General features: G+C 38.1%; 23 protein-coding genes. 6 read left to right on the forward strand and 17 right to left on the reverse strand.

Going from position 1 to position 22,344, the window contains the following annotated elements:
• The first annotated feature begins 16 nt into the window (after window positions 1–16).
• Window positions 17–559 carry a peptide-methionine (S)-S-oxide reductase MsrA gene (gene msrA, locus OZX63_RS05075; protein WP_277142059.1) on the forward strand — a complete coding sequence of 181 codons (543 nt, stop codon included), beginning with the start codon at window positions 17–19 and terminating at the stop codon, window positions 557–559.
• A gap of 327 nt (window positions 560–886) precedes the next feature.
• On the forward strand, window positions 887–1,765 hold the full coding sequence (locus tag OZX63_RS05080; RefSeq protein ID WP_277142061.1) for a YitT family protein: 879 nt from the start codon (window positions 887–889) through the stop codon (window positions 1,763–1,765).
• A 49-nt stretch (window positions 1,766–1,814) separates the two neighbouring features.
• On the opposite strand, the gene msrB is transcribed toward OZX63_RS05080, so the two are convergent.
• Window positions 1,815–2,246, reverse strand: a complete 432-nt coding sequence (gene msrB / locus OZX63_RS05085) for a peptide-methionine (R)-S-oxide reductase MsrB (RefSeq protein ID WP_277142063.1) — start codon at window positions 2,244–2,246, stop codon at window positions 1,815–1,817.
• Window positions 2,247–2,397: 151 nt separating this feature from the next.
• Here msrB and OZX63_RS05090 point away from each other — a divergent pair, with 151 nt between their 5' ends.
• Window positions 2,398–3,585, forward strand: a complete 1,188-nt coding sequence (locus OZX63_RS05090) for an aminotransferase class I/II-fold pyridoxal phosphate-dependent enzyme (protein ID WP_277142065.1) — start codon at window positions 2,398–2,400, stop codon at window positions 3,583–3,585.
• Window positions 3,586–3,685: 100 nt separating this feature from the next.
• Complete coding sequence (gene tpx / locus OZX63_RS05095) at window positions 3,686–4,177, forward strand: thiol peroxidase (RefSeq protein ID WP_277142067.1); 492 nt, start codon at window positions 3,686–3,688, stop codon at window positions 4,175–4,177.
• A 46-nt stretch (window positions 4,178–4,223) separates the two neighbouring features.
• On the opposite strand, the gene OZX63_RS05100 is transcribed toward tpx, so the two are convergent.
• The 7 genes from OZX63_RS05100 to prmA form a co-directional block, all read right to left on the reverse strand.
• The gene (locus OZX63_RS05100) at window positions 4,224–4,724 is read right to left on the reverse strand and encodes an NUDIX hydrolase (protein WP_277142068.1); all 501 of its coding nucleotides are present in this window, start codon (window positions 4,722–4,724) and stop codon (window positions 4,224–4,226) included.
• A 69-nt stretch (window positions 4,725–4,793) separates the two neighbouring features.
• Window positions 4,794–6,650 carry an aspartate--tRNA ligase gene (gene aspS / locus OZX63_RS05105; RefSeq protein WP_277142070.1) on the reverse strand — a complete coding sequence of 619 codons (1,857 nt, stop codon included), beginning with the start codon at window positions 6,648–6,650 and terminating at the stop codon, window positions 4,794–4,796.
• Between the two features lie 2 nt (window positions 6,651–6,652).
• Window positions 6,653–7,939: a histidine--tRNA ligase gene (gene hisS, locus OZX63_RS05110; RefSeq protein ID WP_277142072.1), complete on the reverse strand. Its 1,287-nt coding sequence runs from the start codon at window positions 7,937–7,939 to the stop codon at window positions 6,653–6,655.
• A gap of 275 nt (window positions 7,940–8,214) precedes the next feature.
• A complete protein-coding gene (gene dtd, locus OZX63_RS05115) occupies window positions 8,215–8,652 on the reverse strand; it encodes a D-aminoacyl-tRNA deacylase (RefSeq protein WP_277142075.1) in 438 nt (145 codons plus the stop codon).
• Entirely contained in the window at window positions 8,653–10,893 is a 2,241-nt protein-coding gene (locus OZX63_RS05120) for a bifunctional (p)ppGpp synthetase/guanosine-3',5'-bis(diphosphate) 3'-pyrophosphohydrolase (protein ID WP_277142077.1), read from the reverse strand.
• Window positions 10,894–10,907: 14 nt separating this feature from the next.
• Window positions 10,908–11,282, reverse strand: a complete 375-nt coding sequence (locus tag OZX63_RS05125; protein WP_348535247.1) for a hypothetical protein — start codon at window positions 11,280–11,282, stop codon at window positions 10,908–10,910.
• A 38-nt stretch (window positions 11,283–11,320) separates the two neighbouring features.
• The gene (gene prmA / locus OZX63_RS05130) at window positions 11,321–12,265 is read right to left on the reverse strand and encodes a 50S ribosomal protein L11 methyltransferase (RefSeq protein ID WP_277142079.1); all 945 of its coding nucleotides are present in this window, start codon (window positions 12,263–12,265) and stop codon (window positions 11,321–11,323) included.
• A gap of 63 nt (window positions 12,266–12,328) precedes the next feature.
• On the opposite strand from prmA, the gene ybaK reads away from it, so the two are divergent.
• Complete coding sequence (ybaK, locus tag OZX63_RS05135; protein WP_277142080.1) at window positions 12,329–12,829, forward strand: Cys-tRNA(Pro) deacylase; 501 nt, start codon at window positions 12,329–12,331, stop codon at window positions 12,827–12,829.
• A 114-nt stretch (window positions 12,830–12,943) separates the two neighbouring features.
• Window positions 12,944–13,891, forward strand: coding sequence for a sugar-binding domain-containing protein (locus tag OZX63_RS05140; RefSeq protein ID WP_277142082.1), 948 nt, complete (start codon window positions 12,944–12,946; stop codon window positions 13,889–13,891).
• Here OZX63_RS05140 and citX read toward each other — a convergent pair.
• The 9 genes from citX to OZX63_RS05185 form a co-directional block, all read right to left on the reverse strand.
• Window positions 13,884–14,426 (reverse strand): citrate lyase holo-[acyl-carrier protein] synthase, encoded by a 543-nt coding sequence (gene citX, locus OZX63_RS05145; RefSeq protein ID WP_277142084.1) that lies wholly within the window; start codon window positions 14,424–14,426, stop codon window positions 13,884–13,886. The genes OZX63_RS05140 and citX overlap by 8 nt on opposite strands.
• A gap of 87 nt (window positions 14,427–14,513) precedes the next feature.
• Window positions 14,514–16,052, reverse strand: coding sequence for a citrate lyase subunit alpha (gene citF / locus OZX63_RS05150; RefSeq protein ID WP_280924406.1), 1,539 nt, complete (start codon window positions 16,050–16,052; stop codon window positions 14,514–14,516).
• Window positions 16,042–16,956, reverse strand: coding sequence for an aldolase/citrate lyase family protein (locus OZX63_RS05155; RefSeq protein WP_277132891.1), 915 nt, complete (start codon window positions 16,954–16,956; stop codon window positions 16,042–16,044). Before OZX63_RS05155 ends, citF begins: the two co-directional genes overlap by 11 nt.
• Window positions 16,957–17,253, reverse strand: coding sequence for a citrate lyase acyl carrier protein (gene citD / locus OZX63_RS05160; protein WP_277132893.1), 297 nt, complete (start codon window positions 17,251–17,253; stop codon window positions 16,957–16,959).
• On the reverse strand, window positions 17,243–18,298 hold the full coding sequence (citC, locus tag OZX63_RS05165) for a [citrate (pro-3S)-lyase] ligase (protein WP_277142087.1): 1,056 nt from the start codon (window positions 18,296–18,298) through the stop codon (window positions 17,243–17,245). Before citC ends, citD begins: the two co-directional genes overlap by 11 nt.
• Window positions 18,283–19,083 carry an alpha/beta hydrolase gene (locus tag OZX63_RS05170; protein WP_277142089.1) on the reverse strand — a complete coding sequence of 267 codons (801 nt, stop codon included), beginning with the start codon at window positions 19,081–19,083 and terminating at the stop codon, window positions 18,283–18,285. The genes citC and OZX63_RS05170 overlap by 16 nt, the downstream gene beginning before the upstream one ends.
• Before the next feature lie 12 nt (window positions 19,084–19,095).
• Window positions 19,096–20,562 (reverse strand): DASS family sodium-coupled anion symporter, encoded by a 1,467-nt coding sequence (locus OZX63_RS05175; protein WP_277142091.1) that lies wholly within the window; start codon window positions 20,560–20,562, stop codon window positions 19,096–19,098.
• 19 nt (window positions 20,563–20,581) lie between these two features.
• Window positions 20,582–21,280: an RraA family protein gene (locus tag OZX63_RS05180; protein WP_277142093.1), complete on the reverse strand. Its 699-nt coding sequence runs from the start codon at window positions 21,278–21,280 to the stop codon at window positions 20,582–20,584.
• 16 nt (window positions 21,281–21,296) lie between these two features.
• Window positions 21,297–22,226 carry an L-lactate dehydrogenase gene (locus OZX63_RS05185; RefSeq protein WP_277142095.1) on the reverse strand — a complete coding sequence of 310 codons (930 nt, stop codon included), beginning with the start codon at window positions 22,224–22,226 and terminating at the stop codon, window positions 21,297–21,299.
• Window positions 22,227–22,344 lie beyond the last annotated feature (118 nt).

The following is a 22,344-nucleotide window of genomic DNA, read 5'->3' on the forward strand; positions in this document are numbered from 1 at the left end:
TCGGAGGTAATTAATAATGAGTGATCAACAAAATCCTAATCAAAAAGAAACCGCAATTTTTGCCGGTGGCTGCTTCTGGTGCATGGTTAAGCCATTCGACAGTTTACCGGGTGTTGAGTCGGTTATTTCGGGTTATACTGGCGGACATGTTGCTAACCCAACATATGAGCAGGTTCGTGCCGGCGATACTGGACATACGGAAGCTGTGAGAATAACTTTTGATCCACAAATAATGCCTTATAAAAAGTTGCTCGAATACTACTGGCAAGTAACCGACCCAACTGATGCTTCAGGACAATTTCAAGATCGCGGCGACAATTACCGTCCTGTAATTTTTTATAACTCACCTGAACAAAAAGCAGCTGCAGAACAATCAAAAGAGGAATTGGCAAATAGTGGTAAATTTGACAAACCAATTGTTACTAAAATTGAACCAGCTAGCGATTTTTATGATGCTGAATATTACCACCAAGACTTTTACAAAAAAGATCCACTAAGATATTCTATTGAAGAAGCCGGTGGCCGTGAAAACTTCATTAAGGAACACTGGGGAAAATAATTTTTAATAAACAAAAGATAACAAAATAGTGGTATACTAAATACGTGGACGTTCCTTTTAGTATATACTTATAATAACAATAATTATACTATCATAAATACAGATATGTTTTTTACTTAGTTTAAATCGTCCACATAAGCCATCAGCTAATTGCTGGTGGTTTTTTTAGTCTTTAAAGATTACCTTTTTTAAAATTATTAGGAAGGAAAAAAGGAAAATTAATGATAAAATAGAAAACGAATTGAGTAATGTTTTAGGATACTTGGTACATAAAGATCAAGCACCAAGTCCTAAAACCTTTAATTATAAGGAGTTATTACTAACTATATGGATCAATTGGATAAGTTTAATAGAAGATATAATTTACTTTCCAAAATTTCAGCAGCCTTCTTCTATTCGTTAGCGGTTGCCGTTGCGTTAAATTTCTTTTGGACGCCAGGTCATATGTACTCTTCCGGAGTAACTGGGTTTGCCCAACTGATAAATACGCTGAGCGAGCGCTTTTTACCTTTTACATTGACCACTTCGGTCATGTACTTTGCGCTTAATGTTCCCCTGTTTCTGGTAGGCTGGTTCAAAATTGGTCATAAATTTACCTTTTTTACCATCGTTTCAGTTGTTTTAGGGTCAATCATGATGCACGTAATTAATCCCATCAACATGCACGTTGATCCATTAGTTTGTGCTATCTTTGGTGGCATGGTAAACGGCTTAGGAACAGGTTTTGCACTTAAAAACGGCATTTCAACTGGTGGCCTTGATATCATCGGTATTGTCATTAGAAAGAAAACCGGTGCCAGTTATGGCAAAGTTAACATTATGATTAACCTAGTGATTATCGCTGCTGCGGGATTTGCGTTTGGCTGGAGCCGCGCCCTGTATTCTGCCCTAACCATCTTTATTAATGGTCGGGTGATTGATGCCGTTTATACGCAACACCAAAAGTTGCAGGTGACAATCGTAACGGAACATCCCCAAACAATTATTGATGGCATTCAAGAAAAGATGCACCGGGGAATTACCATCTTTCATGATGTCGAAGGTGCATACAGCCATGATGAAAAAACGGTTTTAATTACGGTAATCGACCGCTACGATATGTATGACATTTTGCAAATTATTAAAAAATGCGATCCCTATGCTTTCATGAGCGTTAGCGAAGTTGAACGCGTTTATGGACGATTTAGGGAACAAGAAATCGTTTAAACTAAAAAGAGTGTTAGAAAAATTCTAACACTCTTTTTTTATTCAAAAATTAAGCAAATAATTTTCGATATTCGCCGTAGCCTGATTGTTCAAGTTTATCATACGGAATAAATTTTAATGCAGACGAATTAATGCAGTATCTTAACCCGCCTTCATCAGCTGGTCCATCAGTAAAGACATGTCCCAAGTGCGAATCTGCATCGGGACTTTTGACTTCTGTTCGCTCCATATTATGCGATTGATCGCGATGATAAGTTAATTTTTTAATTGGCTTAGTAAAACTCGGCCAACCACAACCAGCATCATATTTGTCTTCACTAGAAAATAATGGCTCACCTGAGACAATATCAACATAAATTCCCTTTTGATAAAAATCATCATACTTGCCACTAAAAGGATAGTCAGTCGCCGCGTTCTGCGTTGATGCATACTGATCTTGCGTTAATTCCTTTAAGCGCTCGTTCTTTTTTTCTTGGTCCATAAAATACCACCATCTTTCGTCCTAACTATAACAAAAATTCGCTTACTCGGTCATTTTTAAGGACTAATTAAATTTTTTATTTTATAATTTCACTATTGTCGTATGGTTTATAATTAAAAGGTAAACAATTAACAGAAAGGATTTTTTAATTATGCCTCATCTAGCAAAAAATTTGTCTGGAACAATCAATCATAAAATTGCGCAGTTAGCTGATTCGCAGATAACTACGTTTAATAACGAAACATCTAAAATTCCGGGGATTATTAAGTTAACCATTGGTGAACCTGATGCTAATACCCCAGAACATATTAAACGAGCCGCGATTGTTGATATTGAAAAAGACGATTCTCACTATGCTCCAGAAGCTGGCCAACCACAATTATTAACGGCAATTAGTAATTACTTAAATGAGAGTTTAGGCGTTGACTACGACCCTGCCACCGAAATCTGTGCTACTGTTGGTGCAACTGAAGCATTGAATGTTGCTTGTATGACCTTGCTCAATCCTGGTGATAAAATTTTAGTACCTACTCCAGTTTGGGGCGTTTATTTTGGCATTATTGAAATGGCTGGAGCAATTCCAGTGGAAGTCGATACTTCACAAGACGACTTTCTCCTGACTGCAGCTCATTTAAAGAAGGTACTGGCAAATGAAGGCAAAGGTGCAAAAGCCGTTATTTTAACGGACCCATCCAATCCTACTGGTCGCGTTTATAGTAAGCAAAATTTATTAGAACTAGCACAGGTTATCACCGATAATAACCTCTTTGCCGTCACTGATGAAATCTACTCAGAATTAATTTATGGTGACAAAAAGCACTACTCGCTCACGCAAATCATTCCTGAACGGACACTGCTCTTATCGGGTCTGTCCAAGAGTTTTGCAATGACTGGTTGGCGGATTGGTTATATGGCTGGACCTAAAGAACTCATGAAGTCAGTAATTAAAGTTAACTCATTTTTAATTACTTCGGTAACTGACAACGTCCAAGCTGCCGCAACCGAAGCCTTAGTCCACGGTGCAGCCGACTATCCTGCTGCTCGCGCTACTTACGGAAGTCGATTAAAGATTATCGAAACTGGTTTACGCAAATGTGGCTTTAGCATGGCCACCCCTGAAGGTGCATTTTACATTTTTGCTAAAATTCCAGCCAAGTTCGGGCAAGATGATGTGAAATTTGCGATTGATTTAGCTAATAAAGCCAAGGTTGCACTAATGCCTGGTAGCTACTTTGGCAAAGGTGGCCAAGGCTATGTACGTTTATCTTACGCAGCTTCTGCTGAGGATTTACAAGAATCCGTTCGACGCATTACTAATTATGTCGACAGCAACTTATAGGCGTTAAGCAAAGTAGACGTAATTCGGAGTTTTTTATAGTAAAATTGAATAGATAAATAATTTATCAAATTAGACATTAGTCAAATGAAGGGATTTTATTATGAAAATTACAAGATTAAACGAGCCTCTATATACTAACGGTGAGCCACCTAAGGTTGGTGAAAAGTTACCTGATTTTACTGTAGTTAGAGCCGATGGCAGCAAAGCTACTAAAGCTGACTTGTTGTCCAAGCCAACTTTGATTAGTGTTGTTCCTGACCTTAACACTAGTGTCTGCAGTATCTCAACCAAGCGTTTCAACAATGAAGTTGACAAATATTCTGACATTAACTTTTACACGATTTCTACTAATACCCTTGCTGACCAAAAGAATTGGTGTGCTGCTGAAGGCGTTAAAAACATGGAAATTTTATCTGATGAAAGTCATAACTTCGGTGAAGCAATGGGTCTTTACCTTGAAAGTGGCGTAGATTCAAGAAGTGTTTGGATTATTTCAGCTGATGGTGAAGTTTTATACCAAGAATTAGTTTACGAAATGACCAATGAACCAAACTACGATGCTGCTTTAACATTTTTAAACAACTTAAAATAATTAGGCATCAATCTAAAAACGATAACCATTGCTGGTTATCGTTTTTTTAATACACTGCCTTAGTTAATACTGGCCATGACGAGAAGGTTTGGTCAGCTGAATCAAATTTCTGACTGTTCTGCAAAAACTCTTTGGCCTTTAAAACTAGCGGTGATGAGTTTTCCAAATTAAGTTGTTCTAAAGAAACAGCAACTGCTCCAAGAGAATCTTGGCCAACAAATTGTTTAACTGTATCTTGCAGTTGTCCCTGCCACTGCTTAACTTGATAAAAAACACAAAGATGTTGATTAAAATGCCATTCTTGATAGTCCCAAGGATAGCGAAAAGAAGTAATTCCTAATTGAACTGCTTCAAGTGTAGTTAACCCTGTTTCTTCCTGGATTTCGCGCACGATTGCAGTTTCGAGTTTTTCGCCATCCTCAAGGCTGCCTCCGGGCAAATCATAGCGATTGGTGTATGGACCTCCATGTTTTTTGATTACAATTAATTTTTCTTGCTGATATATAATGCCATATACACCAAATGCCCGATGATATTTAGCTTCCATTTTTGTGCCTCCTTTATTTTGAAAAAAAGCGATGTGAATTTAACCAATCACACCGCTTTTTTTCATTTTTTATTCTTCATCCCAAGTTGCGTTTTGGTCCGCATCTTTTTGTGCTTCTTCTTCTAACCGAGCTTCTGTTTGCGCAACGCTTTCTTGATATTGTGCTTCAACTTCAATACCCAAGTCAGTTAATTGCTGCTCAGCAACGGGTGCTGGAGCATGCATCATTGGTTCTGATGCACTAGCATTCTTTGGAAATGCTAGAACATCACGAATATTGTCTTTCTCTGCTAGCATCATTGCAAAGCGATCAAGACCAATAGCCAAACCAGCATGTGGTGGGAAGCCCATGTCAAGCGCATCAAGCAAGTAACCAAATTGTTCATATGCTCGCTTCTTAGTAAAGCCAAGAGCCTTAAACATTTTTTCTTGAATTGAGCGCTTGTGAATTCTGATTGAACCACCGCCAAGTTCATCCCCGTTCATTACAATGTCGTAACTGCGAGCATGTGCTTTATGTGGGTCAGTATCAAGTAACTTAATGCCCTCATCATCAGGCATTGTGAATGGGTGGTGCGCAGCAATCCAACGGCCAAAGCCTTCATCATATTCAAACAATGGCCAGTCAACAACCCATACAAAGTCAAAGACATGCTTAGGAATAATTCCTGTTTCTTTGGCAAATTCACGCCGTAAATGATCTAAAGAATCACAACAAACTTTCCACTTATCAGCAATAAAGACAAGTAATTCGCCGCCTTCAAGGTTAAATTCCTTGATTAAAGCTGCTTGGTTGTCATCCGTTAAGAAACGACTAACAGGTCCTGAAAATTCGCCATTTTCGAATTTAACCCAAGCCAAGCCTTTAGCATGATAACGTTTAATGTAATCTTGCTTTTTCTCAATTTGCTTACGTGAATATGCTTCGGCACCATTCTTAACGGCAATTCCCTTAACGAAGCCACCATCTTGGATTGCACTAGAAAAGACCTTAAAGTCACTATCTGCAAAAATATCGTTCAAATTATGAATCAACATGCCAAAACGAGTATCAGGCTTGTCTGTACCATAGTTGTTCATTGAGTCGGTCCAAGAAATTCTCGCAATCGGCGTCTTTAATTCAACACCCATAACATCTTTCATGATTTTCTTGAGTAAACCTTCGGTGTAATCTTGGACTTGTTGCTCATCAGTGAAAGACGTTTCCATATCAATCTGAGTAAATTCAGGTTGACGGTCGCCGCGCAAGTCTTCATCACGGAAACATCTTGCCAATTGGTAGTACTTGTCAAAGCCCGCACCCATTAATAATTGCTTAAACAATTGCGGTGATTGTGGTAAAGCGTAAAAGCTGCCTGGATAAATTCTAGATGGTACAAGATAATCACGAGCACCTTCTGGTGAAGACTTTCCTAAAATTGGCGTTTCAATATCAATAAAACCGTTCTCATCAAAGTATTCATGGGTTGCACGTAAAATCTTTGACCGTAAAATAATTGCTTGTTGCAAACTTGGACGACGTAAATCAAGATAACGATATTTTAATCGAGTCTGTTCACCAACTTCAATGTCATTTTTAATTTCAAATGGCGGTGTTTGGGACTTATTTAAAACTTTAATTTCAGAAGCTTCAATTTCAACTTCTCCAGTTTTCATTTCTGGATTTACACTTGAACGCTTAACTACTTGTCCCTTAACCTGAACAACATATTCACTACCAAGTGATTCGGCAGTTGCCATTAATTCTTCACCGGAATCATGGTTAACAACAACTTGTACCAGGCCTTCGCGGTCACGTAAATCAATAAACAATAAATTTCCTAAATTGCGGACACGTTGCACCCAACCATACAAATTAACTTCTTGGTCAAGATATGCAGTAGTAATATTGCCGCAGTAGTCTGTTCTTTTTTCCATTTGTTCCATAATTAATCCTTTAATTGTTCCATAACTGTCTTCATGTCATCAACATCTTCAAGCTGCAAATCGATTGTCTTACCATCAGATAGTCGTTTGATATTTAGTGTGCCATTAGCCAATTCCTTTGCACCAAGAGTAATAACGAACTTGGCGTGAACGCGGTCGGCCTTCTTAAATTGCGCCTTTAATTTCTTTTGGTCAACATCGTATTGAGCTCTAAAGCCTTGCTTACGCAATGAACGGGCAATTTCAACGGCTTTAATTCCAGTTCCTTCACCAATATTGGTAATGAAAAAGTCAATTCCTTGATCGGCAAACAGAGCTGGATTTTGCTTTTGCAAGACCAGCATCATCCGTTCTTCACCAATCCCAAAACCAACAGCTGGTGTTTCTGGACCATCAAACTCTTGTACCAAGTGATCGTAACGACCACCACCCAAGATAGTAGTAGCTGATTCCCATAAGCTCTTATCTTCAACCATAAATTCAAAAATAATTCCGGTGTAATAATCAAGCCCGCGAACTAAATCATTATCAATCACATACTTAATATTAAGTTGATCAAGAATACTGGTAATTTCATCAAAGTTGGCTTTAGAATCTGCATCTAAATAATCAATAATTTTTGGTGCATCTGGTAAAAATTGCTTGTCTTGTTCATCTTTAGAATCCAAAATTCGCAGCGGATTCTTCTCTAAACGTCGCTTAGAATCATCAGACAATTGGTCTTTTAGTGGCGTAAAATAGTTCACCAACGCATCATGGTAGTCTTGACGCACTTGGGCGTTGCCTAACGTATTAATGTGCAACTCATAATTTTGAACGCCAAGTTTAGCCAGTAAATCATGAGCTAAAACAATTGTTTCAACATCTGCTAGTGGATTGCTGGAGCCGAAACTCTCAACCCCAATTTGATGGAATTCACGTTGCCGGCCAGCTTGCGGGCGTTCATAACGGAAGGTTGATTCAATGTAATAAACATTAAACGGCTTGACTACTTCTGGAGCGTACATTTTGTCTTCAACATAAGCACGGACGACACCAGCAGTCCCTTCGGGCCGCAAAGCAATGTGCCGGCCACCCTTATCGTTAAAGTCGTACATTTCCTTTTCAACAACATCAGAAGTCTCACCACTTGAACGTGAAAAGACTTCATAGTTTTCAAAACTCGGTGTTCTAATTTCTCGGTAATTGGCTTGTTTAAAGAAGTCACGGACAGTTTGTTCGACTTTTTCCCATGAACCAGATTGTTCAGGTAAAATATCGACTGTTCCTTTTGGTTTTTGAACTCTCATTTAATCATCCTTTTAAATATAAAAAAGCGTCCTTGAAAAAATCAAGGGCGCTAAATTTCGCACGGTACCACCTTTTGTTTGCTACGAATAACGCTCGCGACGCGCACATTATCTGCTAAAGGGGTCACAGTTAGCTTTCTATCCGCCTTTTGCACCAGTCAAGCGGTCTCTTTAATAGAAATTGCTATCTTCAATCTTTGTCATTGATAATTCTTGTTTTAGCTTATAGTTTTAAGGGCAAAAAGTCAACCTAGAATGCAAATTTCTGCCGTTTTTTATAAATCTAGCACGATTGTGAACGGGCCATCGTTTTCAAGTGTAACTTTCATATCTGCACCAAATTCACCAGTCTCAACATGCAAACCTGCATTAACCAATTCTTGATTGAAGCCTTCCCATAATTGCTTTGATTTCGGCGGTCTCATTGCCTCGATAAAACTTGGGCGATTTCCTTTCTTAGTATCAGCTAGCAGTGTAAATTGGCTAACACTTAAAATTTCACCGCCAACATCCCTAATTGCCAAATTAGTCTTGCCGTTTTCATCTTCAAAGATTCGCATTTTAGCTACCTTAGCCGCTGCTTTTTGAACCGTTGCTAAGTCATCGCCCTCTTTGATACCGACTAGCAACAGTAAACCGCGCTTAATTTGACCAACAGTCTGACCTTCAATCTTTACTTGGGCATGATTAACCCGTTGAATTACTACTCGCACTTAATTATCCGCCCTTCGTGTTTCATAAATGTCTGGTACATCACGCAATCTGCTTAATATTTCATCAAGTTGAGCTGCGTTTTTAACTGCTACGGTAGCATAAATATGAGCAATATTATCTTCGTTTACCTTACCTGATAAGTTGCTAATATTAGTCGTAACAGTATTTAATTTTGTAATCACATCACTTAGAAGTCGTTCACGATTATAACCAAAGGCCTCAATATTGGCATTAAAGGCTTGTTTAGCACTATCTTCAACGTTTTCCCATTGAACTTCAATCAGGCGGCCTTGACTTGCTGCGTCGTTAGTAATATTCCGACAATCTGCACGGTGAATAGTTACCCCGCGACCTTTGGTGACATAGCCAACTATTTTATCGCCAGGAACAGGATTACAGCACTTGGCTAAATGGAGCATTAAATCACTAATGCCTTGGATCATTACGCCGTTCTTGTGTTTAATTGTCATCGGCGAATTAGCAGATTTATTAGCCTGCGGTGATGAAGCGGCTTTTTGACCAGAATTTAGAATCTCTTCTTCAAGCTCTTTTTGGCGGCGCTGTTCTTCTTGTCGTCTTAAGTCCAACGTAAGTCTATTGACAACACTGATTGCAGACAGATCACCAAAGCCAATTGAAGCAAACATTTCATCAGCAGTATGGTAATTAAACTGGTCTAGAACCTTCTCCAGATGGTCTTTGTCCATAAATTCTTTAGGAGACAGATCTTGGTCACGCAACTTGTCAGCAACCATTTGCTCGCCCTGTTCGATGCTATTTTCGCGGTCTAAATTACGGAAATAGCGGCGAATTTTGTTTCGTGCTCGCGAGGTCTTAACAATATCCATCCAGTCACGCGACGGTGTCGCATTTGACTGGGTCATGATGTCAATCACATCACCATTTTTTAATTTATAATCAAGTGGCACTAATTTGCCGTTAACCTTGGCACCAACAGCATGACTGCCAACTTGCGTATGGATTTGATAAGCAAAATCAAGTGTCACTGCACCTTTAGGTAATTCATAAACTTCGCCTTTGGGCGTGAAAACATAAACGCGATCAGAAAAGATTTCACTTTTGACACTCTTCATAAATTCGCCAGCATCTTGAGTTTCATCTTTTAACTCTAAAATTTCACGAACCATGTCCAGCTTCTCGTTCGAACTGGTTTGTTCAACACCGGCAAAATTACCACGCTTGTATGCCCAGTGAGCAGCGACCCCGTATTCAGCAACCTCGTGCATTTGTTTAGTTCTAATCTGAATTTCTAAGGGCCGGCCGCCAGGACCAATAATTGTGGTATGAAGTGATTGATAGCCATTAACCTTAGGCACCGCAATATAGTCCTTAAAGCGGCCTGGCATTGGCTTCCACTTGGTATGAACTGCACCTAAGACGGCATAACAATCTTTGACAGTGTTAACAATCACCCGAACCGCAGATAAATCGTAGATCTCATCAAAGTCCTTATGCTTATTAACCATCTTTTTATAAATGGAATAAATATGCTTGGGACGACCATAAATTTCATATTTAATGCCTAAACTATCAAGACTAGTTTCCAGCGTGCTAATTGCATCCTGAATGTACTTTTCACGTTGGCTGCGCTTTAGACTCATCATATTTACAATTTGATAATAAGCCTTGGGATTCAGGTAATGGAAACTCATGTCCTCTAGTTCCCACTTAATCGTCCCAATACCCAAGCGATCAGCAAGTGGAGCATAAATATCCATTGTTTCTGAAGAAATCCGGCGCTGCTTATCTGGCCGTAAATGCTGCAAGGTATGCATATTGTGCAACCGATCAGCCAATTTAACCATAATAACGCGAATATCCTTGGCCATTGCAATTAACATCTTGCGGTGATTTTCGGCTAAAAATTCTTGGTGCGATTTATATTCGTACTTATTAAGCTTCGTTACCCCATCAACGATAAAGGCAACATCTTTGCCAAACTTTTCCTTAATATCATCGTTAGTAACTGGCGTATCCTCAACCGTATCATGCAAAAAACCGGCAGCAATCGTATCAGGATCAAGTCCCAGATTTGCCAAGGTGCCTGCTACTTGAGTCGGATGTACAATGTAGGGCTGCCCTGAAGCCCGCTTTTGATCTTTATGAGCTTCATTAGCAAATTCATAAGCTTCTTCAACAAAGGCAATTTGCTTGTCATTCATGTACTTCTTACAGGCAGCTATTACCTGATCATGCGTCATTTCAATGTATTTCGACATTTAAATCGCCCTTTCTAGTTATAAATATGTCTATCCATTAATCCAAAAATTTCAAAAATAAGATAAATAAGGCCGAACAATAAATTATATTTAGCAAATCTAATCAGCATTGCTAAACAAAAGATAATTGGTAACACAAGCAGCCAATATTCTGGCAACTTAAGGCTAATTAATAGGCGGCCAACGTGGTAACTGATAATATTGTTAACAATGATGAATAGTAAGCCAACACGGAAAATAATTGGTATCCGCAGCAAACTAAAGACAAATGGTAGCAGCGCGACTAATAAGCTCCACCAAATGATTGGCATTGCCTGAAATTGATTTAATTTACGAATTAGCGGGATTGCCATGACTTTTTGCTTAAATTGTTTGAGTTTAATAATCAATCTGTTCTTCCTTACCTAACTTTACATTATAGTCTTTTTTACTTTTCTTTGCGTTCAATTATTAGCCCGACCCAACGATCTTGAGACATCGTCAAGGTAATCCTAAAGCCATGCTGGTCAAGAGCAGCCTTGATTTTATCTAATTGCAAGTAATCAATACCTGAGAAAATAATCTGGCCGCCTTCATTTAAATGTTCGTCCATTTGCGGAATCAAATCTAGCAGGATTTCAGCTAAAATGTTAGCTACAATTATATCAAATTTGCCAGAAACACCTTGTAATAAACTGGCTTTTTCTACCTTAATATTGGTTAAATTATTTAGGCTAATATTTTCACCAGCTGCCGTGACTGCTTCATCAGAAATGTCAGTAGCCTCAACACTTTTAGCACCAAGAAGTGCAGCAGCAATTGCTAAAATACCAGAGCCAGTCCCAACGTCGATTACACTTTTAGGCGTTGTCATTGTCCGTTCCAAACCCATCATTGCTAGTTGTGTTGTCTTATGGTTACCAGTACCAAAGGCCAAACCTGGGTCCAGCTTAATCAATTGTTGATCCTTAAAGGCAGGTTGATAGTCTTCCCACTCTGGCACAATAGCTAAATGGCGAGAAAAATCAATTACATGGTAAAATTTTTGCCAAGCAGTGTTCCAATCTTGATCCTGAATGTAAGATGTCGTAATTTTGTCTGAACCGATCGCCAAGCCATAGCCCTTCAATTCAGCAAGTTTATCATGATATTTTTGGACCAGCTCGTTAGCATCGGCTTCTTCATCAAAATATGCGAAAAATTGCATGTCTTCGGGCAAGTCTTTAATTTCATCTAAATTAACAATCGTCGAGTCGTGCTCCCAACCGGCATGCTCAAAATCTGTCCGCTTTCTAGTCTCAGTTCCTAAAGCATGCAAGACATCTTGGCTGTAGACACTAAGTGCGTCTTCTACTTCATGGCTAGTTTCAATTTTAATAATTAATAATTTCATTTTAACTTAAAACTCCCTTTTTATTTTTATCCAGGCAATGCTATCATAAAAAAGGTGATAAATATGGCAAAGAAAAAAAATAAACTTGAAAAAACATTAGTTGAAAAAATTTTAGATCGGAATAAAATTCCGTATGAACAAACACAATTTACAACCCATGAGGATTCTGGTGGTGTTGCCCAAATGGATACTTCTATTTTAAACGAGAAAGAACATTTGGTCTACAAAACCTTGGTTTGCACAGGTAATAAAACAGGACCGCTTGTTGGTGTTATCCCTGTTACCGAGCATTTAAGCATGAAAAAGCTAGCTAAAAACTCTGGTAATAAAAAGTGCGAAATGCTACCCCTCAAAGACTTAGAAAAGACCACGGGTTATGTTCATGGTGCAAATACGCCGATTGGTATCTATTTTAAGCATCATTTTCCAATTTTTCTAGATAGTGGCATGAAAAATGAAGCAAAAATTGGCGTTTCCAGTGGTAAAATTGGCCGCAGCGTTTTCTTAAGTCCTGATGACCTTCAAAAAGTTACTGAAGGAAAGTTCTGTGATTTACTCGAGTAGTTTCATCTAGCAAAAATAAGTAAAATATTTTCTATATACAGGGTAAAACAATCAAGCAAAATTCTTCATTTGTAATATAATATAGATTAATACAAATATATAAGGAATAGGAAAATGACATTATTAACAGATGAACAGCTTGCAAATATCGCACACGATTATTTTTTAAGCAAATTAAATATCGCTGACATTTCCAAAAAATACGGCCTTTCGCGTTACTTGATTACCAAGGCGTTAGAGGAAGCCGAAGAAAAAGGAATTGTAAAAATTAGTATCTATCAAAGTCCAAAGCGGGCCGAAAAATTAGAGCGTAAGTTTCAACAAATCTTTCATTTAAAAGAAGTATACATTTTAGAAGATTTGGAAACGAAAAACCAAGATAACGAAATGATCGTTAATTACGCTGCTAAGCAAATTCAAAATTATACTAAGTCAGCTCACGTAGTTGGCTTAACTTGGGGAACGTTAATTCGAGATATTATTAATAATTTCCCTGAAACTGAACGTGAAAACCTAACTTTTGTTCAGCTTGTCGGCCAAGCTGTTAATGCAAGTAAAAGAAAAAACCAGCTGGTACAGCAGGCAGCTGATAAATTTGGCGCTAATTGTTTAACATTTCCAGCTCCACTGTACACCATCAATCCGGGCTTTGTTCAAGACATTATGCAAGAGCCATTTTTTGAATACATTAAAACTTTTTATCCTAGAATCGACTTGGTTTTTGCAAGTATTGGGACCGCTCAATCCTTAGAATCTGGACAATTCTTCATGGATTATTATGCAGATAAATTATTTAGAAATATCGATCGCAGTCGCGTTGCTGGCATGATTTTTGGTCGACCGTATGATATTAACGGCAACTTCTTCCAGCCAATTGAAACTCATATTTGTGGAATTAGTTTTGATGAAATTATGCGGATTCCCAAGCGGTTTGTCATTGTTAAAAATCGCTTCAAGGAAGATGCTCTCTTAGGTGCATTACGAAGCGGCATTGTTACCCACTTAATCACTACCAGCGGTATTGCTGAACGAGTACTGCGCAAAAATATTGAATTTAGCTAAATTCTTCATTATAGATATTACTAATATAATTTTGTAATTCTGCCACATTATGACGCCGTGATCGCGCACATTCTTTAGCTGGTCGATTACATAAAAAGCAACGACGAACAGGCAAACCCAGCTTCGACCGTGATAAAGCTGCATCTTGATCTTTAACCAAGACATCAGCATCAAAAAGACGCCCTAACCTATTTCCGTCTTCAAATGCAATTGCGACCTGTTTTACATCTTTGGCATTAGCATCTAATAAATAAAAATTTTCACAGCCACTAGGATTATCCCAGCTCGCTGCCAAGTCATAATTAAAACCTTGAGCTTTCAAATTTTTTTCTAAATTTGTGCAGCCCGTTGTAAAAAGCTGCTTTAAGTAATGGTTATTTTTGATTGGTCCTGGAATATTTAATTTTATATCTAGCAATGTGCTCTTGGGGTTCTGATTAAACAGCTGCGCTTGCAATACCACACGTTGATCTTTAGCGGCTAACACATCTGGGATACTTTGCGGTGTTCCCGTTAAAAAAATTGATTGATTCATGATAAACTTCCTTTTTATTAATTATTATAACTAAAAAAGCGTGGAAACGAGCTCTAACTTGTTTCCACGCTTTTAATTTATAATTTTTTAGTCTTTAACTTGCTTGATAGTATCAATAATTGAACCATCACGGTATTCAACTAAAGCAACAGTCCGATCAGTGTATTCAAGCGGCTTTGGTACACCAACTTGTCCTTCAGCCATCTTTTGCAAATCTTTAATGTCAAGAATTTGCAAACCTGGAACTTTGCTAAATGCAGCAACTAAATCTTGCCGTTTAGGATTAATGGCAATCCCGCGTTCCGTTACCAAAACATCAATGGAGTCTCCTGGTGTAACTACTGTTTCAACAGAAGGAACTACCGTTGCATTCCGACCACGAACGAGTGGCGCAGTAATAATTGTCATTTTGGCATTGGCTGCATCTTGGTGACCACCAATCGCACCACGAATGACACCGTCTGAACCAGTCATTACGTTAACGTTGAAGTCAGTATCAATTTGCAATGCTGACAAAATAGCAACGTCCAAATTGTTAACAACTGCACCCTTGTTATGAGGATCCGCATACCATGAAGCGTCAATTTCTTGTTGGTCTTTGTTTTGGGCCATTGAAGCTGCGGCACCCTTATCAAAGTCCTGTACGTCCATGATTTTCTTAACTAAGCCTTCTGCAAGTAAGTCAGTTGTTGGCTTAGTAATACCACCTAATGCAAATGAGGCTGTAATACCATCATCAAGCATTGATTGGCGTAAATAACGTGTTACGGCTAGAGCAGCACCACCAGAACCGGTTTGGAATGAAAAGCCTTGCTTATAATATGGTGAATTAACAATTACTTGGTTAACCATTTGCGCAATCTTTAATTCTTTTGGATCTTTAGTAAAACGAGTTGCTCCTGAACCAATTTTATCTGGATCACCAATCTTGTCGACTTTGACAATATAATCAACTTGATCTTGCTTAATTGAAGCTGGAGTATTTGGATAATCGACAATATTATCGGTTAGTAAAACCACTTTATCAGCGTATTGCGCATCAATTAAAGCATAGCCGAGTGAACCAAAGACAGCATCACCATCTTGACCATTTGCATTACCAGCTGGATCTGAAACTGGTACACCGAGAAAGGCAATGTCAATTTTAATATCGCCCTCTTCAATTGCTCGTGCACGATTACCATGTGAACGGAAAATAACTGGATTCTTTAAACCACCATGAGAAATAAAGTCGCCTAGTGAACCACGCATTCCTGAAGAAACAATGTTGGTAATAACACCCTTTTTAATAGCCTCAATCACCTTATCGTTCATTACGCCGGTAAGTGAAGATGGTGCCAGAGTTAAATCCTTATAACCCATGTTAATGATTTTATCCATTACTTTATTGAAGGCAAAATCACCATTTCTAAAGTGGTGGTGGAAAGAAATCGTCATCCCATCTTTAAGATTATTCTTAATTACATCGTCAAGTGAATCGACAACCTTGTCTTCACCAGCAGTAACTCGCACTTTAGGCGCAACTCTTTGAACTTCCGGATTACCAATAGTAGCTGATGTAAATGGCTTTAAATTCATTTCTGACATTAAATTGTCTGGTAATTCGCGATTAACTTTATTCTCCAATGTAATTACCCTCCTCATCAATTAAGTTAGAAGCCTTGGCAGTTTCAATAACACGGTTTGCCTTAGCAACAACTGGCTTATCAACCATCTTGCCGTTCATTGAAATAACACCTGAGCCCTTAGCTTTAGCTTCTCTAATTGCATTTTGAACGTTTTTAGCGTTTTCAATTTCTTCTTTAGTTGGGTTGAAGACATCATTAACCATTGGAATTTGCCGCGGGTTAACTAATGACTTACCATCATAACCAAGCTCATAAATGTATCTAGTTTCGCGATAAAAGCCTTCAGTATCCTTCATATTTGAAAAGACAGTATCAAAAGCATAAACGTCAGCTGCTCTAGCAGATTGAAGAACCATATTCCGAGCGAATTCCAATTCACGACCATCTGGATAACGATGAGTATGCATATCAGCAGTGTAATCTTCGCCAGATACAGCAAGACCCATCATTAAAGGTGTTGCTGTAGCAATAGTTGGTGTATTCAAAACACCTTTAGCACTTTCAATCGCTGCCATGACACCAATTGAACCTTTTTCAACGCCATATTCTTCTTCTGCTTTTTCCATGTCTTTAACTAATTTTTGGATCATTTCAGCAGATTCAGTCTTTGGCAAACGAATAACGTCAACACCGGCTTTAACCATCGCTTTAACATCTTCGTCATAAAATGGCGTATCTTGACCATTAATCCGAACGACAATTTCAGCACCACCAAAATCAACGTGCTTAATTGCGTTATAAACAAGCATTCTGGCTGCATCCTTTTCAGTTAAGGAAACGGCATCTTCTAGGTCAAGCATAATTGAGTCTGCACCATAAATACCAGCATCTTTAACCATTGCTGGATTATTGCCGGGCACAAACATCATCGTCCGGCGCAAACGATTCTTTACGTAAGTCATTTATTGCAATACCTCCAATTCTGGTTTATCAGTAGTTTCAGTAGCTCTTTGTGCTGCAGCTAAAGTACGTGCAGCAATGACACAATCAAGTGCACCTTTATCAGTAGCTTTGACCTTCGCATTGCTAATACCAAACTTTTCCAAAGTATCAGTAATCACCTTTTTAATTTGATCGCCATATGCTTTGATTACTTCTGAATCCAAATCAATTTGAATCCCATCATTACCTTTAGAAATCATAATTTGAATATCTGAGGATTCTAAAGTTCCTGCGACACCAATTGTTTTAATTTCCATTAATATTCATTCCTTTCTGAATTCTAGTCTGCAAAACTTTTTGATTACTTTTAATGAAGTCCATTGTTGTATTCGGAACGAGCAACTTAATTGCTGCTAAGTCACCTATTTTAATTAATTGCCTTACTCGAGTTGCAGTGATTACTTGATCATTATTGCTAAATCTTGGCACAATCTTGACTTCAATCTGGGGGCTGAGTTCATTAATTAAACTCTTATTGTAGAAATTAGTTGTATGTGAGAAAGGTTCCGTCCCCAAATATCGCCGATTGATTGCCAACTTAGGTGCAATAATGTTTTTAAAAACACGTGCATCAATTGTAGTTTGCGTCTTAATTAAATCATCCGGACTTTTTAAGAAATATGCCGGAAAGGTAGCTTGCGAAACTAAGTAGTCGCTACCACTAACAACATGGACATTTTTTAAATCAGCAGTTCCACTCTTTACTAGCTGCATCCGCTCTTCAGTTTTAAATAAGGAAGCATCTGTTGCCACAACAAAAATATAAACTAAATCATTTTCTTGACTAGCTAACTGAGCAAGCCTTTGATGACCCAAAGTAAAAGGATTAGCATTCATTACAATTGCCGCTACCTTCTTAGCTTTTTGGCCTTCTACTTGCGGAATTGTAGCCAAGTAGTCATTTACATCTGGCGTACCACTTTCCAAAAAAGCTGCTACATCAGTATGAGCCAATTCTGTAAAGCCAAGATGTTGAAAACTAGTTGAGTATTGCGTTTTAGTAAATACAAAATTATGAAAAATCTTTCGGTTAAATTGATATTGTTGTAAAGCCGTCACCATTTGATTAAAACGGCTGCCAGGAGTTGCACCCTGATTACAAACAGCAATATATTTTAAAACATTGCCGGCCACACTCCCCGTTCCTACTAATTCGCCTTCATCATTAATGATACCTAAAGTATGATCAATGACGTTAACTTCGCGAGAACTAAAATCGTGTAAGCCCAATTTAATTAAGAATTTTTCCCATTTAGTCCGAACTGTTTGATCGTTTAAATAAAGATCTACGATTTGGTCCATTGGGTCACATCCTTTAAGAAATTAATAATTGCTTGATACATTGCAAGTGGCTGTTCCGCTTGAACTAGATGTCCACAATTTTTGATAATCTGAACCTGAATTTTAGAATTAAGGTTTTGCATTTGAAATGCAAAATGATAATCAAAAAATGGTGAATTTTCTCCTGCTAAAACAAGCATTGGAATCGTCATGTCCATTAAAACATCGTGCCAATCCTGTTCAGCATGATCAATTAAGCAGAGATAATTATCTTCGGCGCGATAAGGATATTCCTTAGCTTCCTTCTTAGCTTTTGCAAACATTTGATCATCAATATGAGCATAGAATGCATTGCCAAAGTCGATTTTTAAATATTGAGGATAATTATCCCAAGTTAATTCCTTGAAGCCATATTGCCAAGTTTGATCATGAATCATCTTTGGTGGTTGATCCAAATCAACTATTGCCCGTAACCGAGAAGCACCATATAAAGAAAGATAAGACCATAATGTAGCTGCTCCCATTGAATTACCAATAGCAACCACATCATGTAAATCAAGCTTTTGAAATAGTTCAGCTAAATCTTTAGCATGGCGACTAATTCTTTGTCCCTTATACGTTCTTTGTGACAGACCCTGATTGCGTGGATCGAAGATAATGAAACGAAAGTCATTTTTAAATAATTTCATGACCTCAAGCCACATCTGACTTGACCCACCAATACCTGGGATTGCCACAATCACAGGTTTAGCTTCATTTGTATCGTAATAATGCAAACGGATACCATCATTAGTGGTAAAATCCATTGTTATTACTCCTTACCACATACCGATGATTTTCATCCATAATGTACCGATAATACCAAAAATCAATAAATAAATGATTCCTAATAGGAAGTTCATCTTCCACCATTCACCTTGTTTAACATAACCCGTCGTAGCTAAAATTGAAGCAGGTCCGTTAGCATAGTGAGTTGTTGAAGCATTAATTGCACCAGTAAATGCCAGTAGCATAGCAGCTAATTTAAGTGGTGCACCAGTAGCAACCGCAACAGATAAGAATGGTAAGTACAGTGCTGTCATATGAGCAGTACCGCTGGCAAAGAAGTAGTGGGTATAGAACATTAAAATGACTAAAACGATTAAAACTACTTGCCAACTAACACCGTGCAGACTTAATTGAATCGTCTTTGAGAACCAATCAATAAAGCCAAAGGAAATTAATTTACCAGCCATAAAGACTAAGATTGATAACCAAATCAGAATATTCCAAGCACCAGTTTGTTTTAAAGCATCATTCATTGTTAAAACGCCAGTTAACAGAAGTAAGCCAACTGCTAAGAAAGCAACAAAAGTAGAATCCAATTGTGGAATCTTAATAATTCCAGATAAAACCCAAAGAATAATTGCAATTAGGAAGACACCAGCCATGATCTTTTCAGGTGTTGTCACTGGTCCCATTTCAGTTAAACGGTCGTCAGCCCATTTTTTAGCATTAGGGGTTTCCTTGATTTCTGGTGGGAAAATTTTGTAAATAACAATTGGAATGATAATTGTTGCAACAATTACTGGTACTAATGCGGCAATAAACCAGCTGATCCAGCTCATGTTATAGCCTTTTTCAGCAGCCATTTGGGAAGCAACTAGGTTTGGCGCAGCACCGGTGATAAACAATGCTGTTGAAATGGTGTTAGCATGAAAGGCCATAAAGTCTAAATAAGCACCAATTTTCTTTCGTGATGGATCATTTGGCTTTGAACCATAACTTTCTGAAATTGACTTGGTAACAGGCCATACAACCCCACCAGTCCGGGCACTGTTAGAAGGAATCAAAGCTCCTAAGATTAGTTCCAAACCTGTAATCGCATAACCGATACCAATTGACTTTTTACCAAAGCGCCTGATCATCCAGTAGGCAATTCGATTACCTAAACCGGTTTTACTAATTCCATAAGCCATAATGAAGGCCATCGCAATTAGCCATGCAGCTGAATTACTAAAAGCACTCAAGATACCCTTATTGACAACGCCAGTTTTTGGATCTGGAATATCTTTAATCGGTGCAAGACCAACCAAAACAGTTACAATTAAACCAATTAATGTTGTCCCACCAATTGGCAATGGCTTTGTGATACAACCAACAATTGTAGCAACAAAGACAGCAAACATTTCCCAGGCTTGCGGTGTCAAGCCTGCTGGTCGCCAAGGTGTTGCACACCACAGGACGATTCCGATTACCAAAGGCCAAATAAACCCTTTATAATTCACTTTTTCTAAAGTTTTCATGATTATCCTTCTTTATCATTTAAAGGCGATATGTATCGTCAATAATCTTGTAACCTTTGTTAGCAAGCTCTACATCAACCCAGTCTAAATTGCCAGTACCATCATGATAACTTGCAGCTTTAGCATCGTCTTTTTTATGAAAAGCCTGAACCTTTGGCAATAATTCTGCAGCGTCTTCGCGACCTACTCTAACAACCCCATCGGCATCACCTAAAATGATGTCACCTGGATAAACACTGGTATTACCACATGAAATTGGAACGTTAATTTCACCAGGACCTTCCTTATAAGGACCGTTAGGTGTTGTGCTAACCGCATAAATTGGCAAATCCCAATCTCTTAGTGTGTCGATGTCGCGCATTGGACCATCAACAACCACTCCAGCAACATGTCTTTGGTCTCGCAACCATGTCATCATCACTTCACCAATGACAGCTCGTGTGTTGTCACCTTCGTTGTCAATAACAACAACATCACCAGGGTGACAATATTTTAATGCGGCAAAGATTGTCAAGTTGTCTCCCGGCCGATTATGAACAGTAAAAGCTGGACCACACATTTCCTTTTTAGGCTTAGACATCAGTCTAATCCGAGGTGACATTGCACCCGTTCTGTTCATGCAGTCAGCCACGTTAGATGAAGGTAGTTCTGTGTAAGCCTTAATTACTGCTGCATCTGGCAATTCTCTTTTTAAAAAAATCCGTTTGCCATCTTCCATTAAAAACGCCTCTTTTTTAATCTAAATTGACACCTGCAAGGACTTCTTGCATCTTATCAGCTGAATTAAGCATCTTGGCTTGTTCTTCTTCTGATAATTTTGTTTCGATGACTTGACTGATTCCAGTACCATCAACAACAGTTGGAGTTCCTAAATACAAGTCATGCTTGATGCCATATTCACCATTGATTGGTGCAGATAATGGTAAAACGATGGCGTGATTATCTAAAATTGCTCCTACAATTTGGGATAGCATTACTGCGATACCATAGAAAGTTGCACCCTTGTTTTCAATAATCTTGCCACCCTTTTGGCGAATATCACTTTCAACAGATGCTAAAGTTTCATCATTGATTTCATCAAAGTCACGCAATGCTTTTCCAGCAACTAAGGATTCATCAAAGTTTTCAAATGAAGTGTCACCATGTTCACCCAAAACCATTGAGTTAACACTTGCAACTGGTACATTTAACTTTTTAGCTAATTCAACTTGTAAACGAGCTGAATCAAGTGAAGTTCCTGTTCCAATAACTTTATTCTTAGGAAAACCAGATAATTTTTGCGTTAAAGTAGTCAAAATATCAACTGGATTTGCGGAAACAACGAAAACTCCATTAAAACCGGAATCAACAACTGGTTGAACAATACTCTTTAAAATATTGACGTTTTTGTTAACCAAATCTAATCTAGTTTCACCAGGCTTACGAGGAACACCGGCGGTAATTACCACGACATCAGCGTCTTTTGCATCTGCATATTCGCCTGGGTGAATGTTGCATTCACCAGCAAAAGGAGTAATGTCTTCAAGATCCATTGAGTCACCGATTGGGCGTTTTTTCACAACATCAGCAATAATTAATTCATTAACTTTTGTATGTTGCAGTAAATCATTAGCAAAGGTTGAACCAACAGCGCCATCACCAACAAGTAGTACTTTTCTATTCATAGTCGAGTTTCCTTTCAAATATTTAAAAATATTGTACTTTATTACACAAATTATTATAAATCTGATTAGTTTGTTTTTCAATATTTAAAATAAATAATTTTATTTTTAAATTTTTAAA

It is taken from the genome of Lactobacillus sp. ESL0700, assembly GCF_029392095.1.
Taxonomy (GTDB): Bacteria; Bacillota; Bacilli; order Lactobacillales; family Lactobacillaceae; genus Lactobacillus.